The organism is Scytonema hankhaensis NUACC26, assembly GCF_045865695.1.
GTDB lineage: Bacteria > Cyanobacteriota > Cyanobacteriia > Cyanobacteriales > Nostocaceae > Scytonema.
Map to the genome: position 1 here is coordinate 13,210 of NZ_BAACAP010000230.1, position 21,818 is coordinate 35,027.

At 41.1% G+C, this 21,818-nt stretch carries 17 protein-coding genes and 2 pseudogenes; 8 read left to right on the forward strand and 11 right to left on the reverse strand.

Going from position 1 to position 21,818, the window contains the following annotated elements; all coding sequences use genetic code 11:
* Positions 1-269: 269 nt before the first annotated feature.
* A complete protein-coding gene (locus ACKTT2_RS34715) occupies positions 270-1,268 on the reverse strand; it encodes a hypothetical protein (protein WP_407895385.1) in 999 nt (332 codons plus the stop codon).
* A gap of 340 nt (positions 1,269-1,608) precedes the next feature.
* Between ACKTT2_RS34715 and ACKTT2_RS34720 the strand changes: the two genes are divergently transcribed.
* From ACKTT2_RS34720 to ACKTT2_RS34730, 3 genes are all read left to right on the forward strand, one after another.
* Entirely contained in the window at positions 1,609-2,448 is an 840-nt protein-coding gene (locus tag ACKTT2_RS34720; RefSeq protein ID WP_407895387.1) for a hypothetical protein, read from the forward strand.
* A 76-nt stretch (positions 2,449-2,524) separates the two neighbouring features.
* Positions 2,525-4,540 (forward strand): HAD family hydrolase, encoded by a 2,016-nt coding sequence (locus tag ACKTT2_RS34725; protein ID WP_407895389.1) that lies wholly within the window; start codon positions 2,525-2,527, stop codon positions 4,538-4,540.
* 339 nt (positions 4,541-4,879) lie between these two features.
* Positions 4,880-6,046: a glycosyltransferase family 4 protein gene (locus ACKTT2_RS34730; protein WP_407895391.1), complete on the forward strand. Its 1,167-nt coding sequence runs from the start codon at positions 4,880-4,882 to the stop codon at positions 6,044-6,046.
* Positions 6,047-6,216: 170 nt separating this feature from the next.
* Here the strand turns inward: ACKTT2_RS34730 and ACKTT2_RS34735 are convergent.
* The 3 genes and pseudogenes from ACKTT2_RS34735 to ACKTT2_RS34745 all read right to left on the reverse strand — a co-directional run.
* Positions 6,217-7,098, reverse strand: a pseudogene (locus ACKTT2_RS34735) (RNA-guided endonuclease InsQ/TnpB family protein); the annotation flags it as partial.
* 12 nt (positions 7,099-7,110) lie between these two features.
* On the reverse strand, positions 7,111-7,332 hold the full coding sequence (locus ACKTT2_RS34740; RefSeq protein WP_407895393.1) for a helix-turn-helix domain-containing protein: 222 nt from the start codon (positions 7,330-7,332) through the stop codon (positions 7,111-7,113).
* Positions 7,305-7,460 carry a hypothetical protein gene (locus tag ACKTT2_RS34745; protein ID WP_407895395.1) on the reverse strand — a complete coding sequence of 52 codons (156 nt, stop codon included), beginning with the start codon at positions 7,458-7,460 and terminating at the stop codon, positions 7,305-7,307. Before ACKTT2_RS34745 ends, ACKTT2_RS34740 begins: the two co-directional genes overlap by 28 nt.
* Positions 7,461-7,691: 231 nt before the next feature.
* On the opposite strand from ACKTT2_RS34745, the gene ACKTT2_RS34750 reads away from it, so the two are divergent.
* Positions 7,692-8,708, forward strand: a complete 1,017-nt coding sequence (locus tag ACKTT2_RS34750; RefSeq protein WP_407895397.1) for an SDR family oxidoreductase — start codon at positions 7,692-7,694, stop codon at positions 8,706-8,708.
* Positions 8,709-8,814: 106 nt separating this feature from the next.
* Here ACKTT2_RS34750 and ACKTT2_RS34755 read toward each other — a convergent pair.
* Positions 8,815-9,594, reverse strand: a pseudogene (locus ACKTT2_RS34755) (DUF928 domain-containing protein).
* 151 nt (positions 9,595-9,745) lie between these two features.
* Positions 9,746-11,452, reverse strand: a complete 1,707-nt coding sequence (locus ACKTT2_RS34760) for a CHASE2 domain-containing protein (protein ID WP_407895398.1) — start codon at positions 11,450-11,452, stop codon at positions 9,746-9,748.
* Between ACKTT2_RS34760 and ACKTT2_RS34765 the strand changes: the two genes are divergently transcribed.
* A protein-coding gene (locus ACKTT2_RS34765) for an IS1 family transposase (protein ID WP_407895400.1) occupies positions 11,451-12,142 on the forward strand; the annotation gives its coding sequence in 2 pieces (ribosomal slippage) (positions 11,451-11,786 and positions 11,789-12,142; 690 coding nt in all). The genes ACKTT2_RS34760 and ACKTT2_RS34765 overlap by 2 nt on opposite strands.
* 51 nt (positions 12,143-12,193) lie before the next feature.
* Here ACKTT2_RS34765 and ACKTT2_RS34770 read toward each other — a convergent pair.
* Positions 12,194-14,812: a CHAT domain-containing protein gene (locus tag ACKTT2_RS34770; protein WP_407895403.1), complete on the reverse strand. Its 2,619-nt coding sequence runs from the start codon at positions 14,810-14,812 to the stop codon at positions 12,194-12,196.
* A gap of 232 nt (positions 14,813-15,044) precedes the next feature.
* On the opposite strand from ACKTT2_RS34770, the gene ACKTT2_RS34775 reads away from it, so the two are divergent.
* Positions 15,045-16,055 carry a DNA cytosine methyltransferase gene (locus tag ACKTT2_RS34775; protein ID WP_407895405.1) on the forward strand — a complete coding sequence of 337 codons (1,011 nt, stop codon included), beginning with the start codon at positions 15,045-15,047 and terminating at the stop codon, positions 16,053-16,055.
* 48 nt (positions 16,056-16,103) lie between these two features.
* Here the strand turns inward: ACKTT2_RS34775 and rtcA are convergent, their stop codons facing one another.
* From rtcA to ACKTT2_RS34795, 4 genes are all read right to left on the reverse strand, one after another.
* Positions 16,104-17,186, reverse strand: coding sequence for an RNA 3'-terminal phosphate cyclase (gene rtcA, locus ACKTT2_RS34780; RefSeq protein WP_407895407.1), 1,083 nt, complete (start codon positions 17,184-17,186; stop codon positions 16,104-16,106).
* Positions 17,187-17,204: 18 nt separating this feature from the next.
* Positions 17,205-17,813, reverse strand: a complete 609-nt coding sequence (gene leuD, locus ACKTT2_RS34785) for a 3-isopropylmalate dehydratase small subunit (RefSeq protein ID WP_407895409.1) — start codon at positions 17,811-17,813, stop codon at positions 17,205-17,207.
* Positions 17,814-18,022: 209 nt separating this feature from the next.
* Entirely contained in the window at positions 18,023-19,429 is a 1,407-nt protein-coding gene (gene leuC, locus ACKTT2_RS34790) for a 3-isopropylmalate dehydratase large subunit (RefSeq protein WP_407895411.1), read from the reverse strand.
* Between the two features lie 74 nt (positions 19,430-19,503).
* The gene (locus ACKTT2_RS34795; protein ID WP_407895413.1) at positions 19,504-20,853 is read right to left on the reverse strand and encodes an FAD-binding oxidoreductase; all 1,350 of its coding nucleotides are present in this window, start codon (positions 20,851-20,853) and stop codon (positions 19,504-19,506) included.
* 314 nt (positions 20,854-21,167) lie between these two features.
* Here ACKTT2_RS34795 and ACKTT2_RS34800 point away from each other — a divergent pair, with 314 nt between their 5' ends.
* Together ACKTT2_RS34800 and ACKTT2_RS34805 are read left to right on the forward strand one after the other, a co-directional pair.
* A complete protein-coding gene (locus ACKTT2_RS34800) occupies positions 21,168-21,326 on the forward strand; it encodes a type II toxin-antitoxin system HicA family toxin (RefSeq protein WP_407895528.1) in 159 nt (52 codons plus the stop codon).
* The gene (locus ACKTT2_RS34805) at positions 21,316-21,630 is read left to right on the forward strand and encodes a type II toxin-antitoxin system HicB family antitoxin (protein ID WP_407895415.1); all 315 of its coding nucleotides are present in this window, start codon (positions 21,316-21,318) and stop codon (positions 21,628-21,630) included. The genes ACKTT2_RS34800 and ACKTT2_RS34805 overlap by 11 nt, the downstream gene beginning before the upstream one ends.
* The last annotated feature ends 188 nt before the right edge of the window (positions 21,631-21,818 follow it).

Consider the following 21,818-nt stretch of genomic DNA (forward strand, 5'->3'; position numbering starts at 1 on the left):
TAGCAGTTGCTTGTTGTTGCGACTTAGGTACAACACTCACCGCAATGGTTACAGATTTTTAGTATACACTTGTTGTCTTTCTTGCGATCCCCGTGGTACGGGCGTCCTCGCCCGTCCTATCAGGGAGTATACGGGCTGGAAGCCCGTACCACAAGAACATAGTCTTATCACCACAAGAACATAGTCTTATCACCACAAGAACATAGTTCTATTACCACAAGAACATAGTTCTATTACCACAACATCATTCTATCGTGTTTTAGAATAACCTACGATGTAAAATGTGGATACTTGTCTCTAAGCAACTGGTGACAGCGTTGCTTGGCTTGAAAAGTAGCACCCGGAACCCATTCTTGAAAGCGTTGTGCGATCGCATCCAACTCTTCCTGACAAGCTTGTAGCTCTGCTTTGTGTATTTTCAGTATAACTGAATTTATCAAATTTTGAATTTTTACAATCTTACTATTTTCTGGAACCAGTAATGTCTCTACACCGTCTTCGACTACATCAATAAAATTACTTACCCAATTCACTAGTTCCTCATTCCTAGTACTGCGATCGAAGCGGTTTAAGCTTTTCAGATCCAGGGCTTGCTTGAGGATTGGATGTTGGGAACCTATATGATTGAGCAAGTTACTGCAATCATCACAGAGATTGTGAAGAGCAGTAGTAACTTTTTTCAATTCTTGTAGATTACCACTATCTTTGCAGTGGTAATACATTGCAAGGTAGCCACGAGCTTGGTTAAAGAGTGCGGGGAGTTTTTTCCGACCAAAACCATTCATCATTTCAATAAATCTTGAAAACTGTATATTTTCTGTTCTCGTTTGAACAGGTGACTTTGCAATTTCAGGATTATTTTTATTCCATTGCTCGCAAGCCAATGCTACTAATTCCTTATGAGACAAGGGCTGAATATGAAGTCGAATAGTTGAGATTTCTTTTACAAACAATTGCTGCTGCTTCTGTAACTCTAAAGCTTTTCGATCGGCTTCGATTTGTTTTTGTCTTTCTCTTTCTTGACGAGTCTGTGCTGCCTTCTTAGCAGCCTCTTTTCGCTTTTCAGAAAGCTTTTTCCAATGTTCAAATTCTTCGCTAGATTCAGCTTCTAAGACTCGTTCTAGTAAGTACAAACAAACAGGCGATGCACTCCGATAAACGGGATTTTTAGAATTCTTATCCTCGCTACCAAGAAACTTCTTGATGGCTGCATCTGTCCATCCACGTATGACTTTAAGATCGGTTTTAGTGATGTATTCTGCTGTCATTTAGGAATATAGCGGGCATTGGTCATTAAGTACTATACGTTTTTCCAATTTCCTCCTCCTGAATTATTCTAGCGAAAAGATATCAAAGCTTCATAAAGCTTTATGTAAAAGGAATCTCTGTAGTTGCCACAAGTGAGGTTAAGCGTATCTACATAAATTGCTGACTATATATAAAATATCAATAAAGTAAACAAATCTCGATTGACGACTAACTTAGCGATTGTTAGTGTATGGATACACAGATGCCAAGAAAGATGCGTAAGTATTAATGGCAAGGCATTTGTTATTTGAGGTGCAGCATCCAAAAAAATATATCTATAGTTTTTACAAGAATTAACAAATGGTTAATATCGGTTATCATAGCGCGAGGATTCAGGGACAAGCTCTTCGTTCCTTGTATAAAGCTGTTCTTGGTAAGTGGGTTAATAGTTCCATCCAACAAACTCAAACGATTCCAGTGAATGTCTATTCCTTATCCTGCGAACGGGATTTACCAGAACAAGTAGTCAGTATTCAGTCATTCATCCGTTATATAGGCGTTCCAAATACATTCACTGTAATTTCTGACGGGAGTTACACTGATGCTAGTTGCGAACTACTATGCCGCATACATCCCTGTGTTAAGGTAGTGCCTCTAGAGAAACTTCTGCGACCGGATTTACCCAAATGTGTTACTCATTACGCCCAGTTACACTCTATGGGAAAAAAGTTGTCGGCATTAATGTCTATTCCAGTAAATGGTGCAACCATCTACACAGATTCAGATATTTTATTTTTCCCTGGTGGAATTGATTTACTGAATTTAGTGAATCCTAACGATCGCTATAATTATTATTTACCAGATTGCTCTAATTCACTAGACAAGAGAATTATTTACGAGGATTCTGAAAAACTAAATCCAATCAACGCTGGATTCATTTTACTAAAGCAAGAGTTAGATTGGAGTTTTGCAATTGAACGCTTAGCGTATCTTAAAGAACCGCCTGGTTACTTTACCGAACAAACCGTCGTACATTTGACGCTCCACAGAAATCATAGCAAGCCTCTATGTACAAAACGATATGTTCTCAATGTAGAAGACCAATTCATCTATCCAGATAAATTTGCTAGTAAGGAAATTGCTCTAAGACATTATGTCAGAGATGTCAGACATAAGTTTTGGTTGAATGCGGGTTTATAAGTCTATCTAGTTATTTCGAAATTGGTGAGTTGTTTAAGAAAGGATTTACCGAATTAAAACGCCCATTAGCAAATAAATGAATACAATACAAATCTTCTCTTTTGATGTATTTGACACAGTTTTGACGCGAGTTGTTGGAGCACCGAAAGCAGTATTCCTTCTGCTAGGTAAGCAACTTGCAAGCCAATTTCTGATTACCTGTACGCCTGAAGCCTTTGCTCATGCTCGTATTAAAGCCGAACAGCGAACTTACGGCAATGTCGGGGAAAAATGTTCTTTAAATGACATATATATAGAACTTGCAACCGCGTTGCGGCTCTCCAATGAGCAACGCGAAAAAATAATGCACCTGGAATGCGAGCTCGAATCTCAACTCCTTCGCCCAATCCCAATGGCAAGAGATTTGATACAAAAAGCCCGAAACCAAGGCAAGCGGGTGGTTTTTGTATCTGATATGTATTTGCCAACAGAGTTTATTAAAGAACAGTTAGTGCGCCATTCGTTTTGGGTAGAGGGCGACGAGCTATACGTATCTCATGAATATGGAAAATCGAAGGCAACAGGTCAGCTTTTCCAAGAAGTCATAAGTCGTCATGGTGTTTCGCCCGCACAAATCTCTCATTGTGGTAACGATTGGCGTATTGATGTCCAAGGTGCAAAAAAGGCTGGGCTAAAAGCTCAGCATTTTAATGCAGGTAACCTCAATGAATATGAAAAGTTACTTGAGTCTCACTCTTGTGCTACAGAAGGTTTATCTTCTGTTTTTGCTGGAGCCTCAAGATTAGTGCGCTTACAAATTCCAGCATCTTCTTCTAAAGAGGAGGCTTTGCGTGATGTCGCTGCAGGTGTTGTCGCACCAACATTGGTTGGCTTTGTTCTTTGGGTGCTTTACCGAGCTCGAGTCATGGGCTTAAAACGGCTTTACTTTGTCTCGCGCGACGGCCAAATTTTGCTAGAAATAGCACGTAGACTAGCTAGTCAGCTCAAAATTTCTTGCGATCTTCGCTATGTTTACGGTAGCAGGCTAGCATGGAATATGCCCGCCATAGCCAGTCTAGATCGAGAGCAAGCACTCCAGATGTTGAAAAGATCCAGTTGGATTTTGGATGGAACTAGTGATGTTTCTATCCGAGACTTTTTTGCGCGGGTTTCTATTGCTCCTGAAGAAATAAGTGAGAGCTTAGCTGCTGTTGGATTTAAACCAGAAGATTGGTCGCGGATGTTAAGCCCGGTCGAACAGCAAGCATTGCATCCAGTTTTAGAAAATAGCAAAGTTATTGAACTTATTTTCCAAAAAGCACGTCAGAAGCAACAAGTTCTGATGAAATATTTCGAGCAAGAAAAACTGTTAGACTCAACGGCTAAAGGCTTAGTTGATGTAGGTTGGTTTGGCAGCTCGTATGATTCATTACGCGCACTGCTCAATGCCAAAGGTGCTACACTTAATGAGGGTCTATTTTTTGGTCTTAGGAGTCATTCCCAAGACAGTCGCGACAACTCAAAGATTGGCTATTTCTTTGATGAGCGGACAAGAACTGGCTTGAATTCGGCTTTATCCGATTTCGGTTTTGTGCCTTTAGAAATGTTTTGTTGTGCAGATCATGGTACTGTTATCAGCTTTACAGAAGAAGGTGAAGAAGTTCGACCAGTTTTCAAAGAAGAATGCAATCAAAGACTTATTGATTGGGGTCTACCACTTGTCAGGAAAGCAATTTACTGTTTTACAGAAAATTTATTGCTCGATCCAAGCTTAATTAATCCATGGGCAGATACGCGAGAGGCTTCCGCAGAAAGCCTTAAGTCATTTTGGTTGCATCCTTCTCATGTAGAAGCACAGGCTTGGGGTGATTTTCCCTGGGAGAAAGGGCATAGCGATAAAACCGATCCTCTTGCCCAAGCTTACAATTGGGCAGATGTTATTAAATCTTTTTTAACCATAAGACTAGCCTATGGTTCAGGAGTATGGTTAGAAGGATCGATCGCCCGAAGTCCCTCATTAATATCTAAAGCAATGCGAAGTTTTCTTCGCTATCACAGCTTATTATCAAAGATCAAGTCAAAGGTCTTCAAAACAGCAACTGTTAAACACTAAATCTTAACTTATACCATATTGGATCTTGGATTTTGGAATGAGCTAGTCATGTCTAGACTTAATTTGGATTACTCCCTTTGGTCTCTAAAATTACCGATTTTTGTAGGTGGGGCTATGCCCTACAAAGCTGAGCCTTTTTCATAAATCATTTATGATTCCTATATAGCAATCCTATTGAATTCTTGGAATAAACGTAGGTTGGGCTATATCGCATAAAAGATTTAGTGATTGGCAATGCCCACCTTCTAATTTTTTCTGAATCATTTAGGGTTACTCTATCCGTCACATTCTTTATTCAAAATGGGATAAGTTATCTAAAAAAATTACGGATATATAGAAATGGTTAACTTAGCAAATAATATTAAGACAAGCAGAGAGATTGTAACTGAATATACATTTGAACAAGACACAATTTACCATTGTTCTAATTTTCCTGCAGGTGAAGGCGGAGGTGTTGAACACTATTTATCTTATATTTTTTCTCATAAGTTACCTGGTGTTAGCGATCGCATTATTAAATCACTCCACACTATTGACCAGAGCCAGACAAAATTGCTGCACCTCCACAGTCCAGAGCTTCTATGGCAATTGACCGGAGAATGCGCGACTGTTTTTACAGCCCACAATCACTCACTCTACTGCCCTAGTGGGACAAAGTATTTAGCAGGACAACAGAAAATTTGCGATCGCAATATGTCCTATCTAGGATGTGCTTGGGGTAAAATCGTTGATGGCTGTGGTAGCCGTAAACCTTTAAGAATGTTTCGAGAACTTCGGTACACTCCCGATGCGCTCAGTCTTATTAAAGCTCATAAAGTAACTATCATCGCCCCAAGCGATTATATCCGGCAACAGCACATAAAAAATGGTATACCACCTCACCTAGTTGTAACGCTCCACAATAGTATTTCTGTTTCACAAACAGAAACTGCACCACTAAGTGTAGAAACACATAAAAATCATAGAATCTTATTTGCTGGACGAATTGTTCCCGATAAAGGGTTGGAATGGCTGCTCACAAGTTTAGCGCAAACCGATCGTCGCATTCATCTTGATATTGCAGGTGATGGTTGGGATCGACCCAGATTAGAAAGCTTAGCAACCTCCCTTGGTCTAAACGAACGTATCACTTGGCATGGTTGGTGTGAGAGCAACAAGTTAAAAACTCTTTACGAACAGTGTTTTGCAGTCATCTTCCCAAGTATTTGGCCCGAACCTGCAGGTTTGATTACTCTTGAAGCTTATGCTCACTATCGACCTGTTATTGCCAGTGCGGTAGGAGGTATTCCGGAATATGTAGAACCAGGAGAAACAGGTATTTTGGTTCCAGGAAATGACATTCAAAAACTAGCTCAAGCGATTACTGAGCTAGATACAGATTATGACAAATGCCTTGATATGGGCAAACAAGGTAATGCTTTGCTTACGAACAAATTTAGCCTAGAGAATCATCTCAAAGGATTACAAAAAATTTATGAAAAAAGCATATTGGAATTTTATTCCTAAATTTTTCCAAAATCATGCTTTGTGAATAAAGTTTCTTACCGTTACATAAGACTTACCCAAAGTTACCCAAAGCTAGACATTTTTCGTCATTGGTCTAGCTGAACTTTGATGCTTAATTCCTGCTTCACACTGGTGATGTCGGCATCCTCCAGTCCACAGGCTCACTCCACCTAACTGGCGGTGATGGACGAATAGTTCTTTAAGTTGATGGCGGCGTTCAGGTCTCTGTTGAGACTGAAATTACAGTGGTCGCAACAAAAGACTCTTTCTTTTAGGGAGAGTTCTTTTTTAACTGTTCCGCAATTAGAACAAGTTTTAGAACTAGGAAACCATCTATCAGCTATTACAAGCTTGGTACCATGCAAGGTACACTTGTAAGTCAATTGCCTGCGAAACTCGAAAAATCCCATATCTGCAATAGAGGCTGCCAATTTATGATTTGCCAACATTCCCGATACATTCAAGTCTTCTATAACTACTACACCGTGGTTTTTGGCTAATAGTGTAGTTAACTTATGCAATGTATCTTTTCGGATGTTAGCAATCTTTCTGTGCAATCTAGCTATCTGAATTTGGGCTGAGTTCCAATTAGCTGAACCAATCACTTTATGACGATTCAACCATTGCATTCTGGCTAACTTATCTTGGAATTTTTTGTAAGATTTGGCTCCTTCAATAATTTCTCCAGTAGATAATGTAGCCAAATTTAAAATACCAAGGTCAACACCTACAGTAGGAAAAAACCAAGTATCTTCTAACTTCATATCAGAAGCTGTGACTTCAAATCGAAAACTAATAAACCATCTATCAGCTTCTCTACTAATTGTGCAAGTTTTAATTTTATCCTCCTGTGGTAAACTTTCATAAGTTTTCAAAACACCAATTACAGGGACTTGAATTTTGTTGGAACCTTTGATTTTGATAGCACCTTCCAAAGTCAAAGAATCATGTCTACCTTTTTTCTTAAATTTAGGAACTCCTTTTTTCTTTTCAAAACAATCTTTCCAAGCTATTCGTAATGCTTTTAATGCCATTTGAGGAGTTGATTTAGAGCATTTGTAATATCATGGATATTCAGGGTTTACCAATGCTACTAACCATTTATGTAAGTCAATCGCTGTTGGAAACTTTATCTTTTCAGTAGGATTATTTCTGTTCCAATCTAAAATTTGTTTGGTTAGTCCCAATCCCCAATTCCAAGCATGACGTGCTACACCACAATGTTTTATCAAAGCTGTGCGTTGTTGGTTATTCAGTTTTAACTCTGTTTTGAATCCGAGTAACATGGCAACTGTTTAATCCATTCTCTAAATGCTTGCGACATATTCCAACCTTGGTGTTCAGCATAGGATTGCAGTTTATCCAACTCTTGTTGAGTCAGTAAAACTTTAAACCATCTATCTCGTTGTGGCATAAATTTTATAGAAATTTATGGTCTAAACATAACCAAAAAAAGACTATGCATTAAGTAGAGAAAACCGTACAAAAACCGAATAATAGTATGATAGCTACCTAAAAATTATTATTAATGGGTAGCTATGTCCAATAATTAAGTTACAGTTCAAAACCCCTTCTCACTCCAATGAAAGATGAATGAATGCTTCATAAAGCTTTACATGGGAGATAAAGAGTAAGGGTAATCACTATGCAATTAAAACCTATTCATCAACAAGTCGTTGCTGTAGTCGGCGCTTCTAGTGGGATTGGACGAGAAACTGCTTTCAAGTTTGCCCAACGAGGTGCAAAAGTCATGGTCGCAGCACGAAGCGAATCGGGGTTAAAGTCTTTGGTGGAAGAAATTCAAGGATTTGGTGGAGAAGCAGCGTATGTTGTGGCTGATGTCAGTGATTTTGAACAAGTCAAAGCGATCGCGGACAAAACTGTCGCACTGTATGGAAGACTAGACACATGGGTTCATGCTGCAGCGACAGGTGTACTTGCTCGCTTCGACCAAATCACACCAGAAGAATTTCAACGGGTGATAGACGTTAGCTTGATGGGACAAGTTTATGGTGCAATGGCAGCACTACCTTATCTCAAACAAGAGGGAAGAGGAGCATTAATTCATATTTCCTCAATGGAAGGCGTCCGAAGTCTACCACTACAAAGTGCCTATTCTGCAGCCAAACATGGAGTTGAAGGTTTCTTAGAATCCTTGCGCGTTGAATTGCAACACGAAAAATTGCCTATCAGCGTAACATCCATCAAGCCTGCAGTGATTAACACGCCTTATTACAACAAAGTTCGTACCAAACTTGGGGTTAAGCCTACAGGAATACCTCCCTATTACCAACCCAGTGTTGTTTCCGATGCCATTCTCTACGCCGCCGAACATCCCACTCGCGATTTTATCGCCGGAGATGTTGGCAGAGTCTTAGACGTATTGCAACGCTTTTCACCAGAACTTGTGGATTCAATACTTGCACTGGTTGGTTTTGCAGGACAGCGTACTAACGAACCTAAGTCAGAAGATGCACCAGATAATCTCTATGCACCCGTACCTGAGTACGATCGCGTTAAGGGGGACTTCGACCAATTGGTAATTCCCTCGTTCTTAGAGTGGTTGGATATGAATCCAACTCTTAAGTGGGGTGCAGTTACTTTTGCTGCATTAGGCGTTGCAGCCTTACTTGGTGGATGGCGTCCTGGGGATAAAGTTTGAAGAGCAATTTGGGCATAGGGCATGGGGCATAGGGCATTGGGCATGAAGAAAGAATTATTTTCGGAAACCAGCAGCCAGCCCCTACTCCCTACTCCCTAACCCCTACTCACCGAACAAGCGGTTGTGTCACTATTTTTTCTAACCCAATTGTCGTTAGTAAGCTTTTCCAGTCTTCAACTAATACTGAATTCTGTGGGTTTGCAAGCTGGAGTTCTGCTAGAGATGTTAGAGCATCATACCAAATACCTTCTCTGGCATAAATAACTGCTTGTTGCTGCGGAGTGGCTTGTTTTAAGCGATCGCGCAGTGTGGGTTCTAAATTCACTCTCTGTACCCAACCCTCTACATAATCTAAGGTTGTTTGCTTGGAATAGCATGCAACTCTAACCTTCAAAAACCAATGATACTGCTTGTCAATCTCTAAAGAGGCTGGAGATTCTTTGAGAGAGACACCAATAATTCCAGATTTTGGCGGTATAGAAACATTTGTGCGGTAAATTGTTTTATTATTATCTGTTTGTCAAACAAACTCCATTACTTGAATCAATGACTGATTGTAGGGAATATAGAACCAAAAGCTTGGCTGTTCTAAACTGGTTAAACCCCATACCTGAGTCACTGCATTTGTTTCTCCTTTTTGCAAGCTTAAACTTTGCTCATAGCTTGGAACTAAAGCTGTGAGAGGTAAGTTGTTAGAAATACACTCCCCCCGTGAAGCTCCTTCTCCTCGGTTTCCTGGCGTGCCGCGATCGGGTGGCGGTGATGGTGGGTTAAAAAGAATAGGCGTTGATTTTGCCAGAAGGGCTATCGGAGTGCTGAGACAACTTATTATCAAAATTAAGATAAATGGGATTTTAAAAACTAATTGCTGATAAAAAGGTTTCATTGCTCGGCATATTTAAAAGTGTTTTCACTTAATGATTTGATATAGCAATCCTAAAGCATTTATATACAATCCTAGGTACTGTAGTAGGGTGGGCATTGCCCACCACTAAGTCTTTTGTACGACATAGCCCTACCTAGGTGTATTTTATAAATCAAATAGGATTGCTATGCTTCCTATAGCTAACAACTAGACTGCTAGCCAGTAGCGCTAGAGTAGAAGGAACAAGCGATATCCAACCGCCCCATTGAGTTAAGAAAACAAAGCAAGCTGCATAGAGACAGAGAATGGCAAACCCATTAGCGATTACCAGATAGCGTACCTTTAGGATATGCCAAGCAAGTAAACTGCCTGTGAATGACCATGCACAAATCCAAATTGTTTCTTGCCATATAGATAAAGCCCACAATAGAGCGCGTCCTTCTAGTGCTGCACTTAGCAGTTGACTAATCATTTGTGCTTGTAGGATAACTCCCGGTATTTTCTGTACCCTACCTTCGGGTGTAGAGTAAGGTGTGAGCGAGGAGTCTTGAAAGCTTTCAGCCGTTGTTCCAATGAGAACAATTCGATCTTTAACTGCACTAGCATTGACTTTACCTGCAAGGAATTCTGCAAGCGTTACTTGTGAAACAAATTTTTGTAGTGAATGATGAAAGCGGTAATTTAATAACATTTGGTAACCCGCAGCATCAATGTCTTGGTATCCACCAGTGTGTGCTTCTATTGGTTTAAAAGTCGCTTTGCCTAATTGCCAAGTTCCATCTGGGGTAAATGTTAGTGAAATATTCTGAACTGCCAAATAGCGCAACGCTAATTGTACGCTAAAAGCGTAGGTAGCAAGACAGGGGGATGAGGGTGGTGGTGTTAATGAGAGAAGATGACGACGCACAACATTATCTGCATCGACTGTTAGATCGCTAAAACCCAAGCGTTGATGCGGGATTTCTGGGGGTGGTGAAATTCCAGGTTGACTGGATTGAGGATCGCTCACTCGACAAACTGCAAAAAAGCGATCGCTTTTTTGCATTTGTGTTACCAGTTGTGGTAAATCTCGCCTCACTGCATAGTCGCGATAGATATCCAATCCAATAACTCGTGGTTCATACGCCTCTAATTTTGTTAGCAATTTCAAGAGCGATGCATCACTCAAAGAACCTCGAGGTTCTTCTTGGGATTGTGACTGTACATCTTCTTCCGTAATCTTTACAACTAACAAGCGAGTGTCAGGTTTCTCGTCTGGACGAAGCCTTAACAATCCATCGAATGCGTGTAACTCCAATGGCTGAAGTATTCCTAAATAGCGTATTCCCATGACTAAACCCGCGATCGCCAGACTTACACCAGCTAGCCATAAAAGATGATGCTTGGAATTCTTAGCTTTACTTTTTAAGCTCCCCCTTCTTATTAATTCACGCCAAGTCGGTGGTATTTCTGCCGGATTTTGATAGATTACAGGTAGCCAGGTTGCACAAGGAAATTGACCTTCAAGCCCTTGCATTCTTTCCCTTGCTTCACGAACTGCTAGATACAGGGGTTTGCCTCCTGCATATGCTTGTAGGAAATGTTTGAGAAATGCCTGAGCTACAAGATCTGGAACGGGCTCGCGCATGACAATCAACTGTGGAATTTGCAAAGCTGCAAATTCTCGCGCTAGTCCCAAACCGTCACATGAGTTAAAAATTGCTAGTTTTAAGCCACGCTCTACTGCCTGCCTTAATGAATATTTTAACTGATTAATTGTCAAACTTTCCGTTTGATTAATATAAATTAAGCCTGTTTCTCCCGAAATATGAGTTGAACTATGCCCAGCAAAAAAAAGAGGCGTTGCATAATAGAGGGAGGGTTTGAGGTGTACTACCATGCAGTGTCCATACTGTGAGTCTACTGAGATTCATAAAAACGGTAAGCGAAGAGGTAAACAAAACCACAAATGTGTTAGTTGTGGTCGCCAATTTATAGATGTTTACAGTCCACCAAGAGGATACTCAGATGAGGTCAAAAAAGAATGTTTAAGATCATACTGTAATGGTATGGGATTCAGAGCAATACAGCGAGATAAAGGTGTTCATCACACGACTGTAATCAACTGGGTTAAACAAGTTGGGCAACAGCTACCAAATGCACCGTCTGCTTCGGACATACCAGAAGTTGGGGAATTAGATGAGCTTGAAACCTTTGTAGGGTCAAAAAAAACAAAGTTTGGTTGTGGACAGCGGTAAATCATTTTCGTCCCGGAATTTTAGCTTGGGTTGTAGGCGATCGCAGTAGCGAAACATTTAAATTATTATGGGATATTGTTTCTTGCTGGGGATGTTATTTTTACGTAACAGATGGCTGGAAAGTATACCCTTGTTTCATTGAACCGGGTGACCATATCGTATGCAAAACTTATATGACGAGGGTAGAAGGAGAAAATACTCGCTTGCGCCATTACTTAGCAAGATGGCGGCGAAAAACGCTCTGTTACTCTAAATCCGTGGATATGCTTAAACATTCAATTAGATTGCTACTTCATTATTTAAAGTATAGAGAAATACCCATGTTTTCCTGAATCATCCCGCATTTATGCAACGCCAATAATTAGTCCTCTTGCAAAAGATAATTACAACCAATTCCCCACTAAAACGTAAGCAGCCCAATAACCCGGACGGCTATAGTTTGGGTACTTTTGTAAAAGCGTTAACTGAGCGCGACGTAGAGCTTCGGCTTTAGTTACTTTGGCAGAAACTAACTCGCGGTAGAACTCACCAATTAAGATTGCAGTAGAGCGATCGCCCACATTCCAAAGACTCGCCACGGTACTCCTTGCGCCCGCACGCACAGCAACCCCTGCTAAACCCAGCGTTGCTCGGTTGTCCCCTGTTGCTGTTTGACAAGCGCTTAAGACAAGAAGTTCTATAGCTTCTCGGCGTGTTTCATCTCGACGGCGCAAAAACAAATCAAAGTCCGTGACATTAATTGGACCATCGGCTGCTAAAACAAATGTATCTTCAAGACGAGAACTAAACTGTCCGTGGGTTGCTAAGTGAACAACATTAAACGGGGAAGCGTTCATGTTTCCAAACAGTGCTTTACTTGTGAATTCCCGATCTACAAGTTTTGTACTCGATACTCCTGTCTTAGCAATTAAGTTAAATTCAGATTTGATTTCTGGTAAAGGTAGAAATTGTTTGAAGTTAGGAGGTGGTTGTATCAATCCCCCAGCAAGAACTTGTAATTTTTTCTGTGCTAAAGGCTTTGGGTTCTGCAATTGCAATCCCAGGTTTAAGGCAACAGCATACTTCTGAACTAAATACTGCTTACCATCATGTAATGCTGCCATCGGTATATTCCGCAACACTCCATCGAGTACAAAAACCAAAGTATTAATATTGCTATGTTGCAAGGTAGACTCAATTGGTTGAATGAGCCAAGTATAGAGTTGCTGAGACAAAGATTGTACTTCTTCAAGTCTGTCCGGTTCCGTTAAGTATAGCTGTAGTTGCCCTACAATATTTTCTATTTCAATTTGAGATTTATTGACAGAGTAATGATGTAACTGTTGTTTGGCAACTTTAACGATGACTTGTAATTCGTCTTTTAAAATAATTGGATAAATAATGGCAGTAGTAGGATTGTCTCGATCTACAACGTTGTCTAATACAACCTTTGTGACATTTAAACAAGCTTCTCGAAAAAAGTTATCTAATTCTGCTAACTGGAGTGCTTCAATTCTTTGTCTGGCTTTATCTAATGTTTCTTCACTCAGTTTTTGTCCCTGCGATCGCAAAAGCAATGCTACAGATTCACGATAAACAGGTTCTACACTTTCCTTAAATGAAAACTGAACATCTCGATTGACTGCTACAAGGTCATTTCTTAAAGACTGCAACTCAGCGATCGCAGCATCATAGGCAGCAATTGCACTCGGAATATCTCCTTGCTGTTTCAACAAGCGTCCGCGCTGCCAATACCAGTTGTAAGCAATATCCGGAGCATTCACAGATTGAGCTAACAAAAGCGCTTGCTGTGTCAGTTTTTGAGCGTTTGACCATTGTTTTTGTTGCTCGTAGAGTTTTCCAAGAGTTCCAATCGCATAAGATTCGGCTCGCGTATCGCCCAATACTTTCGCTTGTTGAAAGGCTGCAACAAGCAATTGAGCAATATATTTGCTTGAGAATATGGGATCTGAAAAACTAACAGACGAATTATCGTTTACATTCGTTGCTACTGTCATCAAGTTTTGTGCTAGATGAATTCTTGCATAAACTGCTATTTGACTCAGGGGGAGTTTATCTAGCTCATCAGGAATTTGTGCTAAAAGAGGTTTTGCTATGGATAATTGGCGTGTATTAAGTAGCACGCTTAACAAATTAATTTGAGCTTGGACTTTGGTGAGTGGTGAAGGAGTCGTGGTAATAGTCTGTTGATAAAACGCGATCGCATCTCGATCTTCTTGTTGCATTCTAGCAGTATTGCCCAAACTTAAAAATGTTGAACTCATTTCTTGTGGCGAGCGCAAGTTTTGAGCAATTTCTAGACTCTTTTGTAAAACTTGACGAGATTGTTCCAAATCTCCTGTTAATTGGAGTGTATCTCCGAGCGATCGTAATTCTATAGCCTTAGTTAAAGAATCTGGTTGAGATTGCAAAGTTTTATCGACTTCAATCAACATCGTCAAAGCACGACGGTAAAATCCCATAACTTGCAATGCTTGTGCTTGGTTAATGTAACTGCGAGCGATCCCACTGTTGTCACTGATTTGAGTATAAATTTTCTCAGCCCGTTGCCAAGTTGTTAACGCCCGTTCGGCTTGTCCTTGTTCTAATTGTAGGCTTCCTTGAATTTGTAGGATTTGAGCAAGAACCTGTAAGTGTTGTTTTGAAGTATTAATGCTTATAAGTTGTAAGCTGTCAGCAATAGCTTGATTCGCTTGAGCTAACATTCCACGATGTTGGTAAACCAGAGCCAGATTACTCAGAACCATTGCCAGCCGAAGTTTATCTCTAAGCACCTGATATCTTTGAGATACCCTTTGCAAAACTTCTTGCGCTTCTCCCAAGCGTCCTATTTCATAAAGTTCTTTTCCCTGTTTTACTAAATCTTGCAAGCTTTTTTCTGGTAGAGACGAACGTTCTACTGAAAAATCAGTTGCTTGAGAGGGTTTTAGAACAGGCGATACGAAAATCAATACAAATGCTGTTACAAATATTAGTAAAAGATAAGCAGAAAACTTACACATAGCCCCCCTTTTTAAGGGGGGTTGGGGGGATCGACATTGACACATAGCCCCCCTTTTTAAGAGGGGTTGGGGGGATTGACATCGTATGAAATCCCCAAAACACCGTTTACGCTTTCCCCGTTGCTGTTGTTCTTTTGCATCCCGTACTTTTGATTTTTCTAGCATCATTACAATGCTCCCAAACTCGCAAATTGTTTTACTATAATTAGAAGCTGATTTTTGGTCTTGGACATTGAAGTGCAAACTTTCTTATCTTGATTTTATTGAAGCAGAGCTACAACTACCTCCACCAGAAAACAGAGAAGATTTAGTTATTGATTTATTTGCAGGTTGTGGTGGGCTTGCCTTAGGATTTGAAGCAGCAGGGTTTAAAACTATTGGTTATGAACTTTTAGAAGATGCTTGTAAGACATATAGGCATAATCTACACAGTTTATGCGATCGCGTGAATCTCTCGCCTTCATCCGATCTAGTCGATTGTGCTACAGTTATCATAGGCGGACCTCCCTGCCAACCTTTTAGTGTAGGTGGTTGTCAACTAGGTTTAAAAGATAGTCGTGACGGCTTCCCCACTTTTATTTCTGCTGTTCGACGTTATCGCCCGCAATTGGCGTTATTTGAAAATGTACGGGGAATGCTTTTTCGTAATAAAGAGTATTTTGAAGAAATCGTTTTGGCTCTGCAAGAACTTAATTATATTGTGGAATGGCAAATATTAAACGCTGTCGATTATGGAGTACCTCAAAAACGAGAACGTCTTTTTTGTGTTGCTCATAAAGGTGGTTGGAGATGGCCTGAAAAAACTCATCTTTATTCACAATATACAGCTGGTGATGCTTTAGGAGAATTAGCGAATTTAGTCTCCCCTAACTCAAGATTTCTGACTCCTAGCATGGATGAATATATTAAGAAATACGAAATAGCATCTAAATGTATAAAGCCTAGAGATGTTCATCTTGAGATACCTTCTAGAACAGTCACTTGTCGTAATTTATGCGGTGCAACGGGTGATATGTTACGAATACGCTTACCCGATGGACGCCGAAGAAGACTGACTGTGCGTGAAGGTGCTCGTCTTCAAAGCTTTCCAGATTGGTTTGAATTTCAAGGTTCTGAAAATAGTCAATTTAATCAAATTGGAAATGCTGTTCCTCCAATTTTGGCAAAAGCTTTAGCTCGTTCTGTGAAAGAATATTTGAATGGAAACAATCAAAAATTAGAACCAATTTGTTCGAGAAGCTAATATAGTGGTTTTTTATTGAGTGCAATATATAAAAAATTTATAGCTTAATTATTTTTTCCTGTCTAACGGTTCCACAACAACTCTGTTCTCTTCTTCATCTACTGTTACCTTTGCCAATCCAAATAGCTCGATAACAGAAGCATTAGTGGTTAAGTGATTGCTAACAACAGCCACTCGGTACTCGCTTCTAGTTGATGCTAAAGCAGCTGGCAATAGTAATTGATCTCCTAAATGTTCGTCTACTGGTGCGCCTGTTTCATGAAACTTCAGAAATTCTTCACAAGCTATCTCAGCAACTTTTTCTGCAGGCAAACCAATACGCCCCAAACCACTAAAGCCAGCCAAACTATTTTCATACTCAGCAGTGAGAAACAAACCAGCCCCTGGTGCTACACCTTTTGCATGAATTGGCTGTACTCCCACTTTCAATTGTTCTTCACGTAATATATTCTCAGCACGACTCGCCATTCTTTGAGGAATATGAGAGGGGAGTTTTGTCACCACTGCTAAACCCCGTACTTGTTGTAAGTCGCCTCGTTCTAATAAGTTAATCCCATTTAGAGTGCGATCGCCCTTAGCGCAAGCTGTACCCAGCTTATCGCCACTCACAGACAATTCGACTTCTCCGCCACCTTGAGGATACCATCCCCAAGCATTGATTTGCATCGTAACTTGTACGCCCATGCGATGCAGTATGGGAAGATAAACTTCTTGAATGTAGGTCATCGAGGGGCTGTAATTAACGTGAGTTCCGCCCCGCAATATCACTTGGGAATTGCCATTAGCAAGCACCAAAGGCAACAATACAGTTTGTAACACCATAGCAACAGCACCTGCTGAACCACCTTCCCGTGCTTCGCTGACATCAAACGTATAATTTCCTACTCCTACTGCACTACCAGGAATAAACTCCAAAGTCATAGATCCCATGGCATCTCCCCGGACTTTGGCACGACAAATCGTTGCTGCTGCACGAACAGAGGTCAGATGTTGTGCGGCTAGCCCTGGGCGATCGCGTCCTGCACGAATGTTATTTATCCGGATTGGATGACCGGTAATAGCAGATAAACTAAGAGAAGTCCGGAGTATTTGTCCTCCGCCTTCTCCATAGGAACCGTCAATGTCAATCATGAGCGACTTTGGGTTCTACTAACTTGCAACAGACTCATGCCATTTAGTATATGGCAGCTTTGCAGCAGTTGCCCGAATTTGGTCTTTGTTAGCCACTAATTGACCGCAAGCATCCCAACTTCCAGTAAGAAACATATTTCTGGTACTTTCATTCATCAAAATAGAAGCTGAAAAGTCACCGCATTGAACCTGCAAGCTTTCCAAATTCACTGAAATGGCAACTTCAGAATTAGCAGCCAATCTCTCTTGCAGTTCTTTAGCAGTCTCTGTATCAACAACTACACAAGGAATTCCTATGGCAACACAATTCCCAAAAAAGATTTCACTGAAGCTTTCACCAACCACAGCTTGAATGCCCCATTTGGAAAGCGCTTGTGGTGCGTGTTCCCGTGAGGAACCACAACCAAAGTTGCGGTTGACTACCAAAATATTAGCTCCTTTGTACTGAGGTAGATCAAAATGATGCTCTCCTTTTAATACTGTACGGTCATCGGTAAATACGTGTTCTCCTAAGCCATCAAAGGTGACACACCTTAAATATCTAGCAGGAATGATGCGATCTGTATCTATATCATTTCCTACTAAAGGAATACCCCGCCCTGAAACAATTTTGACTTCACTAACCATAAAAGGATTTTGGATTTTAGATTTTGGATTTTAGATTCTTCTCGTTCCCAGTCTCTGGCTGGGAACGCAGACTGCGAGGCTCCGCCTCGCGTGTGGGCTATATCGGGAGGCGGAGCCTCAAGTAAGGCATTCCCAGGCGGAGCCTGGGAACGAGGTGACGAGGTAAGATATATCTTTCCCAGTTCCCAGTCCCCAGTCCCCAGTCCCCATCACGACAACAATTCCCGCACGTCAGACACTTCCCCTTTAATCGCTGCGGTAACAACCATTGCAGGACTCATTAACAAAGTCCGCCCGGAAGCAGAACCTTGCCTTCCTTTGAAGTTGCGATTGGAGGAAGATGCACTTATCTGCCTTCCCTGAAGCTTATCGGGATTCATAGCAAGACACATCGAACATCCCGGTTCGCGCCACTCAAATCCCGCTTCTAAAAATATTTTATCGAGACCTTCATTTTCAGCTTGTTGCTTCACCCTTTCCGAACCAGGGACGACAAACGCTTTCACTCCCTGTGCAACTTGACGACCTTTGGCAATTTTAGCTGCTTCTCGCAGATCGCTGATGCGTCCGTTGGTGCAACTTCCAATGAAACAAACATCAACTTTTGTCCCCTTAATGGGTGCGCCTGGAATCAGATCCATATACTGGTACGCTTCTTCAGCAATAAACCTTTCCTGTTCTGGCAATTCTTCGGGGGTGGGTACGAGTTCGTTCACTCCAATACCTTGACCGGGTGTGATACCCCAGGTTACGGTGGGAGGAATGTCAGCTGCATCGAAGATAACTACATCGTCGTATTCTGCATCTGCATCGCTACGTATAGAGTTCCACCAAACAACAGCTTTATCCCAATCTTCTCCTTTGGGGGCAAAATCTCTATCCTTGAGATAATCGTAGGTAATTTGGTCGGGATTGACATAACCGCAACGAGCACCGCCTTCTATGGACATATTGCAAACGGTCATCCGTTCTTCCATGTTCATTTGCTCGAAGGTTGTGCCTGCATACTCGTAAGCATATCCTACGCCACCTTTGACTCCCAAATCCCGGATAATATGGAGAATGACATCTTTAGCATAGACACCTGGTTTTAAAGTGCCGTTAACTTCTATTTTCCTCACTTTCAGCTTTGAGAGGGCTAGGGTTTGGGAAGCTAAAACATCTCTAACTTGACTAGTTCCAATTCCAAATGCGATCGCTCCAAATGCACCATGACTTGATGTGTGACTATCTCCGCAAGCGATGGTCATTCCCGGCTGACTTAATCCTAGCTCTGGAGCAATGACGTGAACAATACCCTGACTTCCAGAACCTATATTATAAAATTTTATGCCATTTTCTTGACAACTTTGCTCTAGCGATCGCATCATTTCCTCTGCTAAGCTATCCTCAAAAGGACGTGCTTGATTGTCTGTGGGAACGATATGATCCACAGTAGCGACAGTCAATTCTGGAAAAAGTGGCTTTAGACCCCGTTCCCGTAACATAGCAAAAGCTTGAGGACTAGTCACTTCATGAATTAAGTGCAATCCAATAAAGAGTTGTGTATGCCCTGAAGGGAGTATACCAACTGTGTGTGCGTCCCACACCTTATCAAACAAAGTCCCTTTACTCATAAACCCAAATCTATAATTTTTGAGACAATCGAGTTGCAACAGAGAGAATTTCACTTACGTTTAATTTCGGATTCTTATCTTAGCATCAATGCCTTACTTTTACCGGGATTCATTAATCCGTGAGGATCGACCATCTCCTTAAACTTTAATTGTTCTGGGTCAATCGCTTTTCTCCCACCGTCCTCAATAATATACGTATGAGGATTAGCGATAAACACTCCTTGCTCTTCGTGATAGCGGATAATTTCGTTAAGCCGTTCCTCCGTTGTAAAACGTACAAGCTGCAAAGCACCGGGAACTACACGACCGTGTTGGCGAACAAATTCCAGATGCATGGTTACCTCATCGCCAAAATGATGATACATATGCTCGACAACTTGCAGATTATCGGCAGGGAAAATACTTTGCAAGTAAGTCATGGAAGTATCCACAGTCCGAGCGTGTAACGTCGTGTGATTCCAGGTAAACTCCCCTAAGTTAACCCCTTTGCCTGCCTCTGGTGCTAATTTTTGGTAATTTATCTTACCACTAAATTGTCTTACCAATCCCGATAGTAATTCAAAACTAGATTCTGCAACAATTAACAAAGCAGCATGCGTTCCATCTGGGATGTACTGTTTAATAGCAGTAAAGTAATGTGATATCTGGGCTGCAAAAATAGCAATCTCTTTCTTAATCATCCCTTCTGCCTCAGCCAGAGATTGACCAAATCTTGCAGCTTGCATAAAATCATCGAAAGTAACGATGACCTCTACCCAAGGATAGGCTGGAGCCAAAGGAATTTCCAATTCAGTAATAACACCATTAATACCCCATGCATGGTTAACCTTTTGTACCTCATCACCACGTAATTCCATTGCTCGTGGTTCATCTTCCAAAGTGACAACTTTTAAAGCTTGAAGATTACCCCTGTCTCCCAAAAAACCGTACTGTATCGAGCCAATTCCTCCGCTACCACCTGCAATGAATCCGCCAATTGTCGCCGTGCGGTATGTAGAAGGAGCCATTCGCATTTCCCAACCGATTTCCCGTGCTTGTTTGTCCAATGCTGCTAAGTTTACCCCAGCTTGCACCCGTGCTATCCCTGGTTTTACCCAAAGTATTTCGTGCATTCGGGTCATATCCAAAATAACACCACCATATAAGGGAACACACTGACCGTAATTTCCCGTTCCTGCACCCCGTACTGTTACAGGAACCCGATGTATGACACAAGCTGCTGCAACTTTTAATACCTCTTCTTCGTTAGCAGGACGCACAACCAAATCCCCTACTTTCCCTTCTAGTTTGGGTACAAGTACTGGGCTAAATGTATGATAATCTTGAGATAATTTTGCTACTTGATGGGAATCAGTAATAATTTCAATACCTTCTAATGAAGCGATAAGAGCACTTGTATCAAAAGATTTTACAGATGTTGTCATAATTATATAGAGTTTTATAACTACAAAGACGCCAAAGTCACCAAGATTAGGATACAGCTTTTCCTGAAATTCTGAACGATCGCTGGATCTATAGGACTCTTATTTGATTTTTGAAAGATACGTAGGGTGGGCATTGCCCACCACATAAAGCTTTTGTGCGGCATAGCCCTACCTACAGTACTAAGATTTTTTCATACATCATTTATGATTCCTATAGTTGAAGAGCGGACAATTTTGTCCGATACTGGAATTATGAAGGGGAGTGAGTTCATCAAAAAGGTAAAAAAGCTGGCTCAAGAGCGTGACATCGAAGCATCGAAGCCTACGTTGATAAAAAACGTGGTAAAGGAAGTTATGTAACACTTTATTTTGGTGAGAAATTCACTATTGTAAGAAACCCGAAAGATGAACTGAAAACAGGCACTCTCAAAGCAATGCTTAATCAACTTGGACTCACTGAAGATGAAATTTGACCCTGCGATTACCATGAGCCGATTTGTATTTCCTGCACTGCTGACTCCCGATGAGCAGGATGGAGGGTTTATAGTGACTTTCCGCGACTTACCTGAAGCTATTACTCAAGGCAATGATATTGAGCAATCGCTTTTTGAAGCTGCTGACTGCCTCGAAGAAGCAATTGCTGCTCGCATTGATGATAAGCTTGATATTCCAGAACCATCTTCAGTTTGCACCGGAGAGTATAAGGTAGCCGTACCAGTACAAACAGCATTAAAAGCAGCACTTTACTTGGCAATGCGCAAGGGAAGGCATGACTAAGGTGCATCTTGCTTCTGCTTTAAATACTCATGAAAGACAGGTAAGACGTATCCTATCTCCCCACCATAAAACATAGTTGCCTACAATCGAACGGGCGCTTGCGGTACTCGGACAACGAATTGAATTACTTTTGACTGACAATTAAAGCTTGAAGAGCATCAGTATTGCTTTAAATGACAGGTTAGTAT